The sequence below is a fragment of the Cobetia sp. ICG0124 genome, assembly GCF_004006355.1.
Lineage (GTDB): Bacteria > Pseudomonadota > Gammaproteobacteria > Pseudomonadales > Halomonadaceae > Cobetia > Cobetia marina.
Window position 1 is genome coordinate 1,331,800 of record NZ_CP024893.1, and the last position, 15,144, is coordinate 1,346,943.

Sequence of the window (15,144 nt, forward strand, 5' to 3'; positions counted from 1 at the left end):
GCTTACTGCAGCAGCAGGCATGGCTCTCATTCTCTCAGGCTGTGCGACTTCTTATCCGGCCTCCAGCGGCGCTGGCAGCACCAACCTGGCCAACCTCACCGGTGCTGCGTCACTGCCGGCGGATGTCTCGTCATTTCTCGACAGCTCTGCCCCCGGTAGCGTGATCGCCGTGCCTACCAGCCCCTGGGGCAGCGATGTCGAAGTGGTCGCCCATGAGCGCTACTTCGCCGCCAGTGGGCGTATCTGTCGCGAGTTGACGGTCTCCAATGCGCGTGACCTGCCGAGCAAGGAGCTGGCCTGTCGTACCAGCAACGAGGGCAAGGCCGGCGAGGGCACCTGGGTGACCCAGCGGCTGGTGACCGGCCTGCTGGAAGAGGCGCGCTGAGAGGTTTTTTTTTGCACTACGAGGGGCCTAGCCCAATGACAATTTCCAGATTCTTGCTCCGGGCCGGGTGCCTGGTGGCGGTAGCGTGCCTGAACGCCAGCCCTGCTATGGCAGCCGGCCTGGACAGCGGTTCCATCCTGTCCAGCAATGACCAGGCATCCAGCATTCCGCAGAAGACGGGCGGCGTGGAAGATAAGGCCCGTGCAGATTATCGCTCCGGCACTTATGGGCCGGTGACAGAGCAGGCACCGCAGGACCCAGACAGCCTGCCGCCATTCGGAGAAAACCTCTTCAGCGGCGGCTTCCGAGGCGTGATGGCCGATGGCCTCAACAGCAGCTATACCATCAAGCCAGGTGATCAGATCACCCTGCGCGTCTGGGGTGGTGTCGAGATGGAAAAGGTGCTGCCCGTCGATGCGCAAGGCAACATCTTCCTGCCGGGTATCGGCCCGGTGATGGTGCAGGGCACCACCAATGCCCAGCTGGACGGCAAGGTACGCGCGGCCATCCAGGAGGTGTATCCGGAAAATGTCAGCGTCTACACCAACCTGCAGGGCGTGCAGCCGGTGGGCGTCTTCGTCACCGGGTATGTCAAGAATCCGGGCCGTTATGCCGGCACCCCGAATGATTCCATGCTGTATTTCCTTGATCAGGCCGGCGGTATCGACCAGGCACTCGGCAGCTACCGCAAGATCATGATCAAGCGCAACGGCCGCGTCATCAATACGGTCGATCTCTATGACTTCCTGATCAACGGCGAGATCGCCCGTCCGCAGTTCCGCGATGGCGATACCGTCGTCGTCGAGGAGCGTGGCCCGGCCATCAGCGTGGTGGGAGATGTCGAGCGTGACTATCGCTATGAACTCACCGACTCGCGCCTGAGCGGGGAAGACGTGCTGAACCTGGCGCGCCTCAAGTCCGGTGTCTCGCACGTGCTGCTGCGCGGCTCGCGCTCCGAAGGCCCCATCTCGCGCTATCTGCCGGTGGCGGAATTCCGTGGCGCTGACGTACGTGCCGGGGATGAAGTGCTGTTTAGTGCCGACCAGCGCGACGAGACCATCGTCGTGCAGCTGGAAGGCAGCTTCTATGGCCCCTCACGCTATGCACTGCCGCGGGATGCTCATCTGGGCGAATTGCTCAACGCCGTCGGCGTGCCGAAAGGACTGACCGACTACCAGAGCGTTTCCATTCGTCGTGAGAGCGTCAAGGAACAGCAGGCGCAGGCACTGCATGATAGCCTCAAGCGTCTTCAGGCCACCTATCTTGGCGCGTCTTCCTCGACCACCGAAGAATCCGAGCTTCGTGTCCAGGAAGCCGCGATGATCGAGAAGTTCGTCGAGCAGGCCAAGAAGGAAGAGCCGACCGGACGACTGGTCGTGGCACGTGACGACGGCAACATCGCCGATGTGCGTCTGCAGGACGGCGATGTCATTACCATCCCGGAAGTCAGCGATTCCCTGCTGATCAGCGGCGAAGTCGTGGTGCCTCAGGCCGTGGTCTACACCCAGGGCATGACGGTGATGGACTATATCAACAGTGCCGGTGGTTTCACCCAGCACGCGGATGAAGACCAGATTCTGGTCGTGCGCCAGAACGGCGCCGTCCGCCGTGCCGAGGAAGTCGAGCTGCGCTCGGGTGACCAGATTCTGGTACTGCCGGAACCGCCGACCAAGAACCTGCAGCTGGCCACCAGCATCACGCAGATTCTCTATCAGGTCGCCGTTGCCACCAAAGTTGCGATAGACCTTTGATCATGGCCAATGACATGAACAGTGGCGAGATTCGTCAGTGTCGGCAGGCAGATACCTTGACCCGTCGCCGGGTGATGTCACCGGAAAATGTTGAAGCCTTGCCGGAAATGCAGGCCTTGATGCGTGACAGACGATTCCGCCGTCTCATGCGTTACTGCAGTGGTCATGCTCGCCAGCCCATCATGCATCTGGAGCGCATCCACAATGGTGTACTGGAAAGTCACGAGCGCGATCCTCAGAAATCACTGCACGTGGATACCTTCCAGCCCACCATGAAGTTCTGGCTATATCTGCAGGATGTGAATGGCACGGAAAGGCATTATTCTCGCGGGTGGTTCGGGTACACGGCTGCACCCGATCACGCTCGGCGTCTCCAAGCAGTTGTTGCCCATCTATGACAAGCCGATGATCTTCTATCCGGCCTCGGTACTGATGCTGGCGGGAATTCGCGACATTCTCATCATCTCGACGCCTGAAGATCTGCCGCAATATCAGCAACTGCTGGGGAGTGGAGAGCAGTATGGCGTGCACTTCGAATACGCCGTACAGCCCAGCCCGGATGGCCTTGCTCAGGCGTTTCTGATCGCCGAGGACTTCATCGGGGAAGACGATGTCTGCCTGGTGCTGGGCGACAATATCTTCCATGGCCCCAATTTTACCGGCCAGCTCAAGCACGCGGCGTCACGTGCTTCCGGGGCTACCGTATTCGGGTATCTGGTTCAGGACCCGGAACGCTTTGGTGTCGTGGAGTTCGACGAAGAGGGTCGGGCGCTGTCCATCGAGGAGAAGCCAGCTCATCCTCGTTCTCCCTTCGCGGTGACGGGGCTGTATTTCTACGACAACGATGTCGTGGAAATCGCCAAGCAGGTCAAGCCTTCTGCGCGCGGCGAACTGGAGATTACCTGCATCAACAATGCCTATCTGGAACGTGGGGATCTGCATGTCGAGCGCCTCGGCCGTGGCTTCGCGTGGCTGGATACCGGTACCCACGATAGCCTGTTGGACGCAGGGCAGTACGTGCAGACCATCGAGCATCGTCAGGGACTCAAGATTGCCTGTCTGGAAGAAATTGCCTGGGGTAATGGCTGGATCAGCGATGAGGAGTTGCAGGTGCTGGGCCAGCGTCTCAGCAAGACGGGCTATGGGCAGTACTTGCTCAAGCGTCTTGAGGACTAACGCATGTAACACGTTGATTACCTCCGCTACATGTTGGCAGCATTCGGGTGGTGTCTGGCTCAGAATTCATTAAGCTCAGAGGAAGCGTCCCAGAGACAATGTGTGCTCTTTCGCGCGCTTGCCTCCCTTTTTGGCCTCCGGGCCAGACGCGCCGGGACCATGAATGCCTCGTGTAAAGGAGACTGTCATGACCGCCTTCCCGACAACCCCACGCTGGATCGTACTCAGCGATGATGCTCTGGCACTGGAAGACATCTATTTCTTCCTGCCTGCCATGGGCGCCTTGCGCAAGGAAGGCACTCGCGTCGAGCGTTTCGAGACGCGTCGCTGGAAGTTCTCGCCCAGGCTGGCTCAGGCGCGCCTCGGCGGTGCCTGTCTGCTAATCGCCCGCACCCTGGGTGAGGAGTGGATCGAGATGCTGGAGGCTCACCGCGAGCAGCATGGCCGCATCTGCTATCTGCTGGATCATAGTTGCAGCAACGCCTGCTGGCGCTGGCGGATGAGGTGGTGGTGGTCAGCGAGCAGTTGCAGACCGCTCTGGCGGGCCTGCATCCCAAGGTCAGCCTGCTGACGCCGCCGCTGACAGGGGCGCTGCCGGACCTTCGCCATCTCGACAGTCAGGATTGGTGCATCGGCTTTCATGGCACCCTGGCGCATCGCGACGATATCGTGGCGCTGGCACCGGTACTGCGCGATATCCAGACGCGTCACGACGATACCGAGGTGGAGTTGATGATGGGGCGTCATCTGCCGCTGGCGCTGAGTGACATTCCGCGCCTCAAGTCCATGGAGGCGTTGGGCTGGGAGGCTTTCCAGGACTATTGCTCGCGGCGGCGGATCGCCATCGGTCTCGCGCCCTTGATGGCGGATTCGGTCAATCACGACATGTCGTGGCGGCGTTTTCTCGATATCACGCGCATGGGCGGGGTGGGGGTCTACAGTCGTCGCGCTCCCTATCATGAGCTGATCGAGGATGGCGTCGACGGCCTGCTGGTCGGGGATGACCCGGCAGAGTGGCTGGCGGCGCTGGAGCGTCTGTTGAGTGATCGGGATGCCACCCGCGCCATGGCGCACAACGCCCAGCACAAGGCCCATGAGGTGGGGGACCCCCTGCGAGTGCTGGATTTCTGGCGGGCCCGCAGCACGATGGCCCCGACACGCTCAGAAGGATGTCGCACTGGAGAACTCCCGACGGCTGGCAAGTCCCGCGGTCGAGCGCAATCGTGACGTGATTCTCGATGTCTTGCGTGATGTCCTCGCCGAGCGTGGTCAGGTGCTGGAGCTGGCCAGTGGCAGCGGCGAGCATGCCGTGCATTTCGCGCGTGGTCTGCCTCACCTTGAGTGGCAGCCCAGTGACGCCAGCCCACGTGCACTGGAGTCGATCGCGGACTGGTGCGAAGAGGTCGGATTGGCCAATCTCAAGGCTCCCATCACGCTGGATGTGCTGGCCGAGTGGCCTGAAGTGGCCTGCGATGCGCTGGTGGCGATCAACCTGATCCACATCTCTCCGTGGCGCGTCACGTCCGAGTTGATGGCACGGGCAGGGCGACTCCTCCCGGTGGGCGGCGTGCTGTATCTCTACGGCCCTTACAAGCGAGAAGGTCAGCACACGGCACCCAGCAACGAAGGCTTTGATATCCAGCTCAAGAGCCGCAATCCGTTGTGGGGCGTGCGCGATCTGGAAGCCGTGATCGAGGAAGCGAAGCGTAACGGCCTGACGCTCGACAGGGTGGTCGAGATGCCGGCCAACAATCTGAGTGTCGTCTTTCGGCGCTAGAACTTGAGGTTGCGCTCAGTTGGCGGTCAGGAGAGCGCCCGCGAGCGTCGGGTTCCCGCTCGGTATCATTCCAGTCGATCACGTGACTGATGATCTTCCAGCCGGCCTTGCGGGCGGCCTTTTCGGCCTGAATGCGCGCTTCCACCCGGGAGATGCTGTCGGTCTGCACCGTGAAGGGCTCTTCCATTGCCAGACGTTTCTGCTTGACGCCCAGCGTCACTCTGAGTCCCTTGAGCGGAGTGGTCGTCTTTCTGGCGCGTGGTGCCTCAGGGCGAACGCGCGGCGAGGTGCCGGGAGAGGTTGAGCCGGCGGGGGCAGTAGAGGAGCGGACATATCGCTCCAGCTCACGCTTCATGTTTTCTTCGAATTGTTGGATGGTGGTATCACTCATATCAGCAGTCTCATTTCAACACGCATGACGGGCAATGAGTCGTGAGATGTCGGTCAATGGCGTAGACCCGGTAAATTCAAATCTGACGGTGCCCAGGGCGGAGGAGAAGATCGTGAGCTCCGAGTCGAGGTCGAAGGTACCGGAGGTTTCAATCGAGAAGGCGTCAATCTTCCTGTAAGGGAGCGAGGTGAAGTCCTTCTTGCTCCCGGTAAGGCCCTGCACATTCACCGCTATGACGCGCTTGGTGGTAAAGATGACCCCATCACGCATTGATTTGTAGGCCGCGACAATCTCTTCCCCTTCACACAACAACGCTTCCACCTTTTCTGCGTATTCGGCGTGTGGCTTGAGCTTGAACACGCCCTTGTTCTGGAAGTCGATCATGGAATTCACTCTACCGGCCAGACATTGGCCAGGCTCTGCAATGCCGCCTGAACGCTGGGATCAGCGGCCTTGTCACGGCGCCATACCACGCTGAGTGCGCAGGGCAGGCGGGTGTCCGGCACGATATTGAGCCCACGCTCCTGACGCTCGGCCAGCGCCAGCACATCACGCGCCAGTGACAGCCCGACCCCCGCGCGTACCAGGTCCAGCATGCAGACTTCCTGATCCACCTGGGCGACGCGATGCAGCGTAGCCTCCACGCCGCGCATGGCATGTGCCAGCAGGCGGGAATGTACCGAGTTGGGGGGCGTGACGATCCACGGCAGGGCCGCCAACGAGGCCCAGTCGGTCGCGGTCAGCCGCGATGACCAGCCCGCCGGTGCCAGCACGTAGTACTCGAACAGCGCCAATTCCCGGTAGTCGAGGGCGCTGTCGCCCGGCCCTTCTCCCGGTGGGGCGAGATAGAAGCCGATTTCCAGCTCATCCTGCTTGAGTGCCTTGAGCACACATCCACTCATGCCATGTTGCAAAGACGTCTCGATCCCGGGTGCCTGTGCCAGCAGATGCCGCAGGAAACTGCCGAGACGAATGAATTCCGGGTCGATGATGGTGCCGATGCGCAGGGTGCCACGCAGGGTGCTGTGCAGGGCAGAGGCAGCCTGCTCGAACTGGCGGGCGCTGGCCAGCGTGCTTTCGGCGCTGGAGAGCAGTGCCTGACCATCGGCGGTCAGCTGCAATCCGTGGGGGTGACGATCAAACAGAGAGAGGCCCAGGCTTTCCTGAAGCTGTTTGAGCTTGAGGCTGACGGCAGGCTGGGTGAGGTGCAAGGCCTCGGCGGCTCGTGACACGCTACCGGTGCGCGCCACGGTGACGAAGGCGTGAAGACGGGACAGATCCTGCATCAACGCCAGCGGAGACGATTCACGCCATGACCACGCCCCAGCAGACCATCGCCCATTTCATCAACGGCCAGGTGACCCAAGGTGACTCCAGTGCCACACAGGATGTCTTCAATCCCGCCACCGGCCAGGTGACCGGCCAGGTCGCGCTGGCACGCGACAGCGACATCGATGCTGCCGTGGCGGCCGCCGACGCCGCCTTCCCGGCCTGGGCCGACACCCCGCCGATTCGTCGTGCCCGGGTGATGTTCAAGTTCCTCGCGCTGCTCAACGAGCACAAGGACGCGCTGGCGGAGGCAATCACCCGCGAGCACGGCAAGGTGTTCACCGATGCCCAGGGCGAGGTGGCACGTGGCATCGATATCGTCGAGTTCGCCTGCGGTATCCCGCAGTTGCTCAAGGGTGACTTCACCGACCAGGTCAGCACCGGCATCGACAACTGGACGATGCGCCAGCCGCTGGGCGTCGTCGCCGGTATCACGCCGTTCAACTTCCCGGTGATGGTGCCGATGTGGATGTTCCCGGTGGCCATCGCGGCAGGCAACTGCTTCGTGCTCAAGCCGAGCCCGCTGGACCCCAGCGCCTCGCTGATGATGGCGGACCTGCTCAAGCAGGCGGGCCTGCCGGATGGCGTCTTCAACGTGGTGCAGGGCGACAAGGATGCCGTCGAGGCGCTGATCGATCACCCCAAGGTGCGCGCACTGTCCTTCGTGGGCTCCACCCCGATCGCCAACCTGATCTATGAGCGTGGCGCACGCCTCGGCAAGCGCATCCAGGCGCTGGGTGGCGCCAAGAATCACATGGTGGTGATGCCGGATGCCAACCTCGACAAGGCGGTGGATGCCCTGATCGGCGCGGCCTACGGCTCCGCCGGCGAGCGCTGCATGGCGATCAGTGTGGCGGTGCTGGTGGGCGATGTGGCGGACACCCTGGTGCCGCGTCTGGCCGAGCGTGCCCGCGAGCTCAAGATCAAGGACGGCATGAACCTGGACGCCGAGATGGGCCCGATCGTCACCCGCCAGGCGCATGAGCGTATCTGCGGGTATATCGAGAAAGGCGTCGCGGAAGGCGCCGAGATGATCGTCGATGGGCGTGAGTTCACCGGCAATGACATCGGCGGCGACAGCACTGAAGGCTTCTGGATGGGCGGCACGCTGTTCGATCACGTCACGCCGGACATGACCATCTACAAGGAAGAGATCTTCGGCCCGGTGCTGGCCTGTGTCCGCGTGCCGGACGTCGCGACCGCCATCCAGCTGATCAATGATCATGAATTCGGCAACGGCGTGAGCTGCTTCACCGAGAGCGGCAGTGTCGCGCGTGAATTCGGGCGTCGCATCCAGGTGGGCATGGTCGGCATCAACGTGCCGATTCCGGTCCCGATGGCCTGGCACGGCTTCGGCGGCTGGAAAAGCTCCCTGTTCGGGGATACCCACGCCTACGGAGAAGAGGGTGTGCGTTTCTATACCAAGCAGAAGTCCATCATGCAGCGCTGGTCGGATTCCATCGATGCCGGTGCCGAATTCGCCATGCCGACGGCCAAGTAAGTCGCTCACACTTTCGGTCATCTGCACCGGCATCATCAGCATCGTCGCCATCTGTATTCCTGCCATTGGAAAGTATACGCCAGCTGTCTGGAGAGGGACGCGCCATGTCAGACAACAAGAACAATCAGCATCGACCCCCGGGGGGCGAGCAGGACGCTCGCCCCGTCAAACCGGGAGACGATCTGCCGGAATTCGATTTCATCATCGTGGGGGCCGGTTCCGCCGGCTGCCTGATGGCCAATCGCCTCAGCGCCAACCCTGACCACCGCGTGCTGCTCATCGAGGCGGGTGGGCGCGACAACTATCACTGGATTCACATTCCGGTGGGCTACCTGTACTGCATCAACAATCCGCGCACCGACTGGCTGTACCGCACCGAGCCGGACAAGGGGCTCAACGGACGTTCGCTGATCTATCCGCGCGGCAAGACGCTGGGGGGATGTTCCAGCATCAACGGCATGATCTACATGCGCGGTCAGGCGCGGGATTATGACCACTGGGCCGAGGTGACCGGCGACAGCGAGTGGCGCTGGGAGCAATGTCTGCCGGCCTTCATGCGCCATGAGGATCACGCGCGCCTCGACGAGGGCGGGGATGCCGGCCCCGAGCATCGCCAGTTCCATGGTCACGGTGGCGAGTGGCGAGTCGAGCGGCAGCGCCTCAACTGGGAAGTGCTGGACGATTTCGCCAGTGCCGCCGAACAGGCCGGCATCCCGCGCACCGAGGACTTCAATCGTGGCAGCAACGAAGGGGTGGCCTATTTCGAGGTCAATCAGCGTTCCGGCTGGCGCTGGAATACGGCCAAGGCCTTTCTGCGTCCGGCACTCAAGCGCGGCAACCTGACGCTGTGGCACTCCACCCAGGTCAATCGTCTGCTGTTCGCGGGCGGCGAGCAGGGCGCAGGGGATGGCACAGGAGCTGGCACAGGGGCGGACGCAGTGAAGGACGCCTCCAGTCTGCGCTGCACAGGGCTGCAGGTCGTGCGTGATGGCAAGCTCATCAACCTCACGGCGAAGCGTGAGGTCGTGCTGTGTGCCGGCGCCATCGGCTCGCCGCATCTGCTGCAGGTCTCGGGGGTCGGGCCCAAGGCATTGCTGGAGCAACATGGCGTCGAGGTGGTGAAGGACCTGCCCGGCGTCGGCGAGAATCTGCAGGACCACCTGCAGATCCGCTCGGTCTACAAGGTCACCAATGCCAAGACCCTGAACGCCATGGCCAGCACGCTGCTGGGCAAGATGGGCATCGGCATGCAGTACCTGTTCAAGCGTTCCGGGCCGATGAGCATGGCGCCATCGCAGCTGGGGGCTTTCACGCGCAGCAGCGAGGACTACGCCCATCCCAATATCCAGTATCACGTCCAGCCGCTGAGTCTCGAGGCCTTCGGGCAGCCCTTGCATCCCTTCCCGGCGATCACCGCGAGTGTCTGCAATCTCAACCCCACCAGCCGTGGCTCGGTGCGTCTGCAGAGCGCCGACCCGCGCCAGGCCCCGGCGATCGCGCCCAACTACCTGAGCACGGAGGAAGACCGCAAGGTCGCGGCTGACTCGCTGCGGGTCACGCGGCGCATCGCCTCCCAGCCGGCCTTCGCGCGCTACCAGCCTGAAGAGATCAAGCCGGGGGTCGAGTACCAGAGTGATGACGAGCTCGCCAGGCTCGCCGGCGATATCGGCACCACCATCTTCCATCCGGTGGGCACCACGCGCATGGGGCGCGCGGATGACCCGATGGCGGTGGTCGACAGTCGTCTGCGTGTGCGCGGTATCCAGGGATTGCGGGTGGCAGATGCCGGCATCATGCCGACCATCGTCAGCGGCAATACCAACTCGCCGACCCTGATGATCGCGGAGAAGGCCGCTGGCTGGATTCTGGCGTCTGCTGTCAGTACCGATTTGGCCGAGCCACTGCCGAGATCGGCCTGACAACGGCCATCTTCCTCCACCCATATCACGGCCTTGCCGATACGCCATGCATGGAGACCTTGCGATACGCCAATCGCAGGGAACTCCCCGTGTCTCAACACCGAACCGCATAACCACAATAACGGTGATCAACATGAGCAGTTCTGCGCCCAAGGCGGCTTCCGGTAGCGAAAGCCAGCCACGCGATTCCCGCGCCTCCCACACGGCCCGCGACGAGATTGACTGGCGGGTATTCCTGCCCTCGGTGCTCGTCATCGCCGGCCTGATCATTCCCATCATCCTGTTTCCTGAGTCCGGTGAGGCTGCCGATCAATACGGCCTTCGCCTTCGCGACCGGCAATTTCGGCTGGCTTTACCTGCTGGCGGGCTTCTCCGTGGTCGTGTTCCTGATCGGTCTGGCGTTCAGCCGCTACGGCAATGTCCGTCTGGGTGGCCCGCAGGACACGCCGGAGTTCTCGTATTTCAGTTGGGTGGCGATGATCTTCGCCGGCGGGATCGGCATCGCCATCGTCAACTGGGCGTGGGTCGAGCCGATCTACTATTTCACCGGCCCTCCCTATCGACGTCAAGGCCGGCAGTCGATGCGGCGGCCGAGTGGGCGCTGGCCTATGGGCAGTTCCACTGGGGGCTGACGCCCTGGGCGTTCTACTGCCTGCCGGCAATTCCCATCGCCTATTCCATGTATGTGCGCAACCGCCCGGGCGTGCGTCTTTCCGTGGCCTCAAGCGGCGTGCTCGGCAAGCGTGCCGAGGGGTGGTGGGGCGTGCTGCTGGATGCGGTGGTGGTATTCGGCATCGTCGGCGGTGTCGGCACCTCACTGGGACTGGCGGTGCCACTGGTTTCACGGCTGGTCAGCTGCATCTGCTCGGCATCGAGCCGTCCTTCGCGCTCAATCTGGGGGTGCTGCTGCATCTGGACGGCGATCTTCTCGGCCAGCGTGTGGTTCGGCTTGGCCAAGGGCATCAAGATTCTCTCCGACATCAACGTGATTCTGGCCATCGTGCTGCTGGCCTTCACCTTCATCGCCGGTGCCATCGCTGTTCATGGTCGAGGGCTGGGTCAACAGTCTCGGCACCATGCTGTCGAACTTCGTAACCATGAGTCTGTGGACCGACCCGGTGGGCGATTCGACCTTCTGGAAGGATTGGACCGTCTTCTACTGGGCCTGGTGGATCGCCTACGCGCCGATGATGGGGCTGTTCGTCGCACGCATCTCGCGGGGACGCACCATTCGTGAGCTGATCATCGCTGAGCTGGTGTTCGGCTCGCTGGGCTGCTGGGTGTTCTTCGCGGTCTGGGGTGGCTATGCGCTGGATCTGCAGGTCAGTGGCACTCTGGATGTCGCGGCCGTGCTCGAGCGACGGCGGTATCCCCGGTGGCGGTGTCCGCGATTCTCGCCGACGCTGCCGTATCTCAGAGCTGATCACCGCAAGCTTCATCCTGCTGTGCTTCATCTTCCTCGCCACCACCCTGGACAGCTCGGCCTATGTGCTGGCGTCGGTGACCACGCGTGAGCTCTCTGGCTATCAGGAGCCCAGGCGCAGCGTGCGTCTTGATCTGGGCCTTCCTGATCGCCGGTGTCGGGGTGGCATTGATCCAGTTGGGCGGCCTCAAGGCGGTTCAGACTTCCACCATCGTGGTCGCGCTGCCGATGATCCCGGTGCTGTTCATCCTGACCTGGTCGCTGGTGCGCTGGTTGCGCCAGGACTTCGCGCGCAAGGTGCTGGAACCGCATCTGGTGCTGGAGACCCCCAGCCCGCGCGATGACGCCAAGCCTCGCTGAGTGCACTTTTTCCTGTCTCTCTCAACACATGACGCTCACCGGGGCTGACGCAACCCGCATGCCCCCCGGACAGAAGGACCGCACCGATGACAATCCACTCCGAAACCCGCCTGCCGCTGACTGACGTCAAGGTCATCGATTTCGGTCAATACATGGCGGGCCCGGCCGTCGCCATGATCCTCGCCGACCTGGGCGCCACCGTGGTTCACGTCGACCCGCCCGGCGGGCCGATGTGGCAGTCGCCGGCCAACGCCACGCTCAATCGCAACAAGCTGATCGTCTCGCTGAACCTCAAGTCAGAGGAGGGCGTCGAGCAGGCGCTGGCGCTGATCGAGGAGGCCGACATCGTGATCGAGAGCTTCCGCCCCGGGGTCATGAAGCGGCTGGGCATCGATTTCCAGGCCCTGCGCGAGGAGCGCAATGAGCTGATCACGCTGTCGATTCCCGGCTTTGCCTCCAATGACACCCTGCGCCGCGACTGGCGCGCCTTCGAGAGCGTGATCGCCGCCAACTCCGGCGTCTTCACCGACATGGGCCTCAACCGGGTGCTGATGGGCATCAACCCGTCCTTCTCGCCGCTGCCGCTGGGCTCGGCCTACGGCACCATGCTGGCGGCCTCCTCGGTGGTACTGGCACTGCAGGCCCGCGAGCGGACCGGCATGGGCGACGAGATCGAGGTGCCGCTGGTCTGCGCGCTGATGGAAGGGCTCTGCTACAACTCGATCAAGATCGAGGGCCTGCCGGAGCGCTACAAGACCCAGCGCGAAAAGGAGATCGAGCGTCGGCGTATCGAGGGCCAGCCGATGAATCTCGACTACGACGAGCTGCAGGAGCTGCTCGATCCCTTCTATCGCAGCTACAAGTGCAAGGATGGCCGCATGTTCTATGTGGTCTGTCCGAGTCACCGCGAGCACGCCAAGCGCTGCCTGAAGGTACTGGGCCTCTACGATGAGCTGGTCGCCGAAGGCATGAGTGAGGAGCCGGATACCTATCGCCCGAGCAGCGAATGGCAATCCGACATGTCGCTGGGCGTCTATCCGTTGCCCAAGTCCTGGGCGGACCATATCGCGGCGCGCATGAAGGAAGTCTTCCTCACGCGCACCTCCAAGGAATGGGAAAAGATCTTCGGTAAGGGCAAGTTCCCCGGCGCGCCGCAGCGCTGGCTGCAGGAGTGGATCCACGATGACCACGCCGAGACGGCGGGCCTGATGGTCGAGGTCGAGGACCCGGAATTCGGGCTGATGATCCAGCCCGGCCCGATGGTGTGGATGGCCGACAGCGGCCAGGAGATGTTGACGCCAAGGCCGCGGCGCTGGGTGAGCGTCACCCATGCACTGTCGGTGCTGACCCGCATCGAGACCAAGCTGCCACGGGTGCGGGCACGCAATGCCCGCGATGGCTGGCTGGAAGGCGTCAAGATTCTGGACCTGTGCAACGTGATCGCCGGGCCGCACTCGGTGGCGTATCTGGCGCGCTTCGGTGCCGAGGTCATCAAGGTCGACCCGGCCAAGCCGTTCTATGACTGCTGGAATACCGTCATCTTCGGCCTGTCGCACATGCGTTCCAAGCGCTCGCTGCTGACCGACGTCAGACAGCCCCGCGGGCGCGCCATCCTGGATGAGCTGATTCGTCAGAGTGATGTGGTGGTCTGGAATGCCACCGACCGGCAGGTGGCCTCCATGGGGCTGAGCGAGGAGGCCATGCGTGAGCTCAACCCGGACGCCGTCTTCTGCCAGTTGGACTGCTTCAGTGGCGTGCTGCCCGGGCCGCGCACCAATTACCTCGGCTATGACGATCTGGTGCAGGCCACCACCGGCATCATGCTGCGCTTCGGCGGCAGCATGGATACCCCTGAAGAGCACGCCCACGTCGGCACCATCGATGTCATGTGCGGCTTTGGCGCGTCGCTGGGGATTGCCACCGCGCTGTATCGCAAGCTCAAGACCGGCCGCACCTCGCGCATCAAGACCTCGCTGTCGGCGTTGAGCGGTCTGGCACAGCTGCCGTTCTGCTACGACTATGAGCGCCGCAGTCTGTTTGATGAGCCCTCCGGTCGTGAGGCGACAGGCTATGATGATCTGGCGCGTTTCTATTCAGCCTCCGATGGTATCCTGCTGGTCAGTGCCTATGAGTCGGAGCTGGAGAAATTCCGCAAGGTCGAGGGATTGGAAGAATTGCCGGAAATCCCGCGTGAGGAGCGTGCCGCCTACCTGGCACCGCGTTTCATCAGCGCGCGAGCCAATGACTGGGTCGAGCGACTGCAGGCGGCGGATATCGCCGCGGCCGTGTGCGAGAACCTGGAGACATTGCGCTCCTACAACGTCCACCCGGCTGGCGAGCGGACCGGGATCGATGCCGGCAGCTATTCGTTCTCGGTCTACTCGGACCACCCCAGCGGTCACGAGATCACCCAGCTTGACCCCTACGCCATCCGTCCACGGCGTGGGCGCATCTACCCGCTGTCGCCGGCCGAGAAATACGGCGCCTCGACTCGCTCAGTGCTCAAGGGCCTTGATCACAGCGATGAAGAGATCGACCAGTTGATCGAGGAGGGCGTGGTGTCCGAAAGCTGGAGCGAGGAGTACCTGCCAAGCTGATCCCGCCATACGGTACCTGTCCACCGAGGGCCGCCGGCTGAAGGCAGTCGATAGCGCCCTGGACGTTCAAACGCCTCATCTCGTGATTCACGAGGTGGGGCGTTCTTGTGACTCAGCACGTCAGCCATTGCTGATCGCTCAAGGCCGACTCATCTGACTCTGAGCTTGCATGGGTCAGCTCGAGCCAGGTGCATGAGAAGTGCTCAAGCGCTGAGTGTCTTGTGACACGAGGTGAACGTCGAGGCTTCTGCTCATGAGAGTGGCGCATCGGCTGGCGAGACCCTCGCGATGCAAGGGCGGAAAGACTGCCGCGTCAGGTGCTGGCTTCTGCGGGACAGTCGCCGCTCATGAGCGTTTGAGACCCACAGGCCGCCGACATTGACGTGTCGGCGGCCTGTTCACGTCTGGCGGAAACTTGGTCGAAGAAGGCGCAAGGAAGGCGCGAGAAGAGGGCAGGAGGGGGGAGTGTGCAGCGCAAGATTGATGAATGAAATTCATGTGTGAATGAGAAAATACCGTGTCGCGATTCATGCTC

16 protein-coding genes are annotated in these 15,144 nt (G+C 62.8%); 13 read left to right on the forward strand and 3 right to left on the reverse strand.

Going from position 1 to position 15,144, the window contains the following annotated elements; genetic code table 11:
* Window positions 1–19: 19 nt before the first annotated feature.
* The 7 genes from CU110_RS06130 to CU110_RS06160 all read left to right on the forward strand — a co-directional run bounded on the left by CU110_RS06130 (window position 20) and on the right by CU110_RS06160 (window position 5,089).
* A complete protein-coding gene (locus CU110_RS06130) occupies window positions 20–385 on the forward strand; it encodes a DVU3141 family protein (RefSeq protein ID WP_127734959.1) in 366 nt (121 codons plus the stop codon).
* Window positions 386–492: 107 nt separating this feature from the next.
* A complete protein-coding gene (locus CU110_RS06135; RefSeq protein WP_240499696.1) occupies window positions 493–2,136 on the forward strand; it encodes a polysaccharide biosynthesis/export family protein in 1,644 nt (547 codons plus the stop codon).
* Window positions 2,137–2,138: 2 nt separating this feature from the next.
* Window positions 2,139–2,534 carry a hypothetical protein gene (locus tag CU110_RS06140; protein ID WP_127734961.1) on the forward strand — a complete coding sequence of 132 codons (396 nt, stop codon included), beginning with the start codon at window positions 2,139–2,141 and terminating at the stop codon, window positions 2,532–2,534.
* Window positions 2,440–3,312, forward strand: a complete 873-nt coding sequence (gene rfbA, locus CU110_RS06145) for a glucose-1-phosphate thymidylyltransferase RfbA (RefSeq protein WP_127734964.1) — start codon at window positions 2,440–2,442, stop codon at window positions 3,310–3,312. The genes CU110_RS06140 and rfbA overlap by 95 nt, the downstream gene beginning before the upstream one ends.
* 187 nt (window positions 3,313–3,499) lie before the next feature.
* Entirely contained in the window at window positions 3,500–3,883 is a 384-nt protein-coding gene (locus CU110_RS06150; RefSeq protein ID WP_127734967.1) for a hypothetical protein, read from the forward strand.
* Window positions 3,784–4,539, forward strand: a complete 756-nt coding sequence (locus CU110_RS16650) for a glycosyltransferase (RefSeq protein WP_127734969.1) — start codon at window positions 3,784–3,786, stop codon at window positions 4,537–4,539. Before CU110_RS06150 ends, CU110_RS16650 begins: the two co-directional genes overlap by 100 nt.
* A 1-nt stretch (window position 4,540) precedes the next feature.
* On the forward strand, window positions 4,541–5,089 hold the full coding sequence (locus CU110_RS06160; protein ID WP_240665495.1) for a DUF938 domain-containing protein: 549 nt from the start codon (window positions 4,541–4,543) through the stop codon (window positions 5,087–5,089).
* A gap of 406 nt (window positions 5,090–5,495) precedes the next feature.
* Here the strand turns inward: CU110_RS06160 and CU110_RS06165 are convergent, their stop codons facing one another.
* Together CU110_RS06165 and CU110_RS06170 are read right to left on the reverse strand one after the other, a co-directional pair.
* The gene (locus CU110_RS06165; protein WP_084208355.1) at window positions 5,496–5,864 is read right to left on the reverse strand and encodes a PH domain-containing protein; all 369 of its coding nucleotides are present in this window, start codon (window positions 5,862–5,864) and stop codon (window positions 5,496–5,498) included.
* Window positions 5,865–5,869: 5 nt separating this feature from the next.
* Window positions 5,870–6,766: a LysR family transcriptional regulator gene (locus tag CU110_RS06170; protein ID WP_084208357.1), complete on the reverse strand. Its 897-nt coding sequence runs from the start codon at window positions 6,764–6,766 to the stop codon at window positions 5,870–5,872.
* Window positions 6,767–6,792: 26 nt separating this feature from the next.
* On the opposite strand from CU110_RS06170, the gene CU110_RS06175 reads away from it, so the two are divergent.
* The 3 genes from CU110_RS06175 to CU110_RS16025 all read left to right on the forward strand — a co-directional run bounded on the left by CU110_RS06175 (window position 6,793) and on the right by CU110_RS16025 (window position 10,861).
* Entirely contained in the window at window positions 6,793–8,310 is a 1,518-nt protein-coding gene (locus tag CU110_RS06175) for a CoA-acylating methylmalonate-semialdehyde dehydrogenase (protein ID WP_084208358.1), read from the forward strand.
* Between the two features lie 104 nt (window positions 8,311–8,414).
* The gene (locus CU110_RS06180) at window positions 8,415–10,229 is read left to right on the forward strand and encodes a GMC family oxidoreductase N-terminal domain-containing protein (RefSeq protein ID WP_084208359.1); all 1,815 of its coding nucleotides are present in this window, start codon (window positions 8,415–8,417) and stop codon (window positions 10,227–10,229) included.
* 296 nt (window positions 10,230–10,525) lie between these two features.
* Window positions 10,526–10,861, forward strand: a complete 336-nt coding sequence (locus CU110_RS16025) for a BCCT family transporter (protein ID WP_205694073.1) — start codon at window positions 10,526–10,528, stop codon at window positions 10,859–10,861.
* 40 nt (window positions 10,862–10,901) lie between these two features.
* Here the strand turns inward: CU110_RS16025 and CU110_RS16655 are convergent, their stop codons facing one another.
* Complete coding sequence (locus CU110_RS16655; protein WP_240665496.1) at window positions 10,902–11,192, reverse strand: hypothetical protein; 291 nt, start codon at window positions 11,190–11,192, stop codon at window positions 10,902–10,904.
* Window positions 11,193–11,257: 65 nt separating this feature from the next.
* Between CU110_RS16655 and CU110_RS17535 the strand changes: the two genes are divergently transcribed.
* From CU110_RS17535 to CU110_RS06190, 3 genes are all read left to right on the forward strand, one after another.
* Entirely contained in the window at window positions 11,258–11,743 is a 486-nt protein-coding gene (locus tag CU110_RS17535; RefSeq protein WP_276317890.1) for a BCCT family transporter, read from the forward strand.
* Window positions 11,740–12,012, forward strand: a complete 273-nt coding sequence (locus CU110_RS17540; RefSeq protein WP_276317891.1) for a BCCT family transporter — start codon at window positions 11,740–11,742, stop codon at window positions 12,010–12,012. The genes CU110_RS17535 and CU110_RS17540 overlap by 4 nt, the downstream gene beginning before the upstream one ends.
* An 86-nt stretch (window positions 12,013–12,098) precedes the next feature.
* Window positions 12,099–14,609 (forward strand): CoA transferase, encoded by a 2,511-nt coding sequence (locus CU110_RS06190; protein ID WP_084208361.1) that lies wholly within the window; start codon window positions 12,099–12,101, stop codon window positions 14,607–14,609.
* Window positions 14,610–15,144: the final 535 nt, after the last annotated feature.

Excerpts from the sequence above, each read along its gene's own strand:
- CU110_RS06130 (WP_127734959.1), top strand. The coding sequence starts at position 20 with ATGGCTCTCATTCTCTCAGGCTGTGCGACTTCTTATCCGGCCTCCAGC.
- CU110_RS06135 (WP_240499696.1), top strand. The coding sequence starts at position 493 with ATGGCAGCCGGCCTGGACAGCGGTTCCATCCTGTCCAGCAATGACCAG.
- CU110_RS06140 (WP_127734961.1), top strand. The coding sequence starts at position 2,139 with ATGGCCAATGACATGAACAGTGGCGAGATTCGTCAGTGTCGGCAGGCA.
- rfbA (WP_127734964.1), top strand. The coding sequence starts at position 2,440 with ATGGCACGGAAAGGCATTATTCTCGCGGGTGGTTCGGGTACACGGCTG.
- CU110_RS06150 (WP_127734967.1), top strand. The coding sequence starts at position 3,500 with ATGACCGCCTTCCCGACAACCCCACGCTGGATCGTACTCAGCGATGAT.
- CU110_RS06165 (WP_084208355.1), bottom strand. The coding sequence starts at position 5,864 with ATGATCGACTTCCAGAACAAGGGCGTGTTCAAGCTCAAGCCACACGCC.
- CU110_RS06170 (WP_084208357.1), bottom strand. The coding sequence starts at position 6,766 with ATGCAGGATCTGTCCCGTCTTCACGCCTTCGTCACCGTGGCGCGCACC.
- CU110_RS06175 (WP_084208358.1), top strand. The coding sequence starts at position 6,793 with ATGACCACGCCCCAGCAGACCATCGCCCATTTCATCAACGGCCAGGTG.
- CU110_RS06180 (WP_084208359.1), top strand. The coding sequence starts at position 8,415 with ATGTCAGACAACAAGAACAATCAGCATCGACCCCCGGGGGGCGAGCAG.
- CU110_RS16655 (WP_240665496.1), bottom strand. The coding sequence starts at position 11,192 with ATGCCCTTGGCCAAGCCGAACCACACGCTGGCCGAGAAGATCGCCGTC.
- CU110_RS06190 (WP_084208361.1), top strand. The coding sequence starts at position 12,099 with ATGACAATCCACTCCGAAACCCGCCTGCCGCTGACTGACGTCAAGGTC.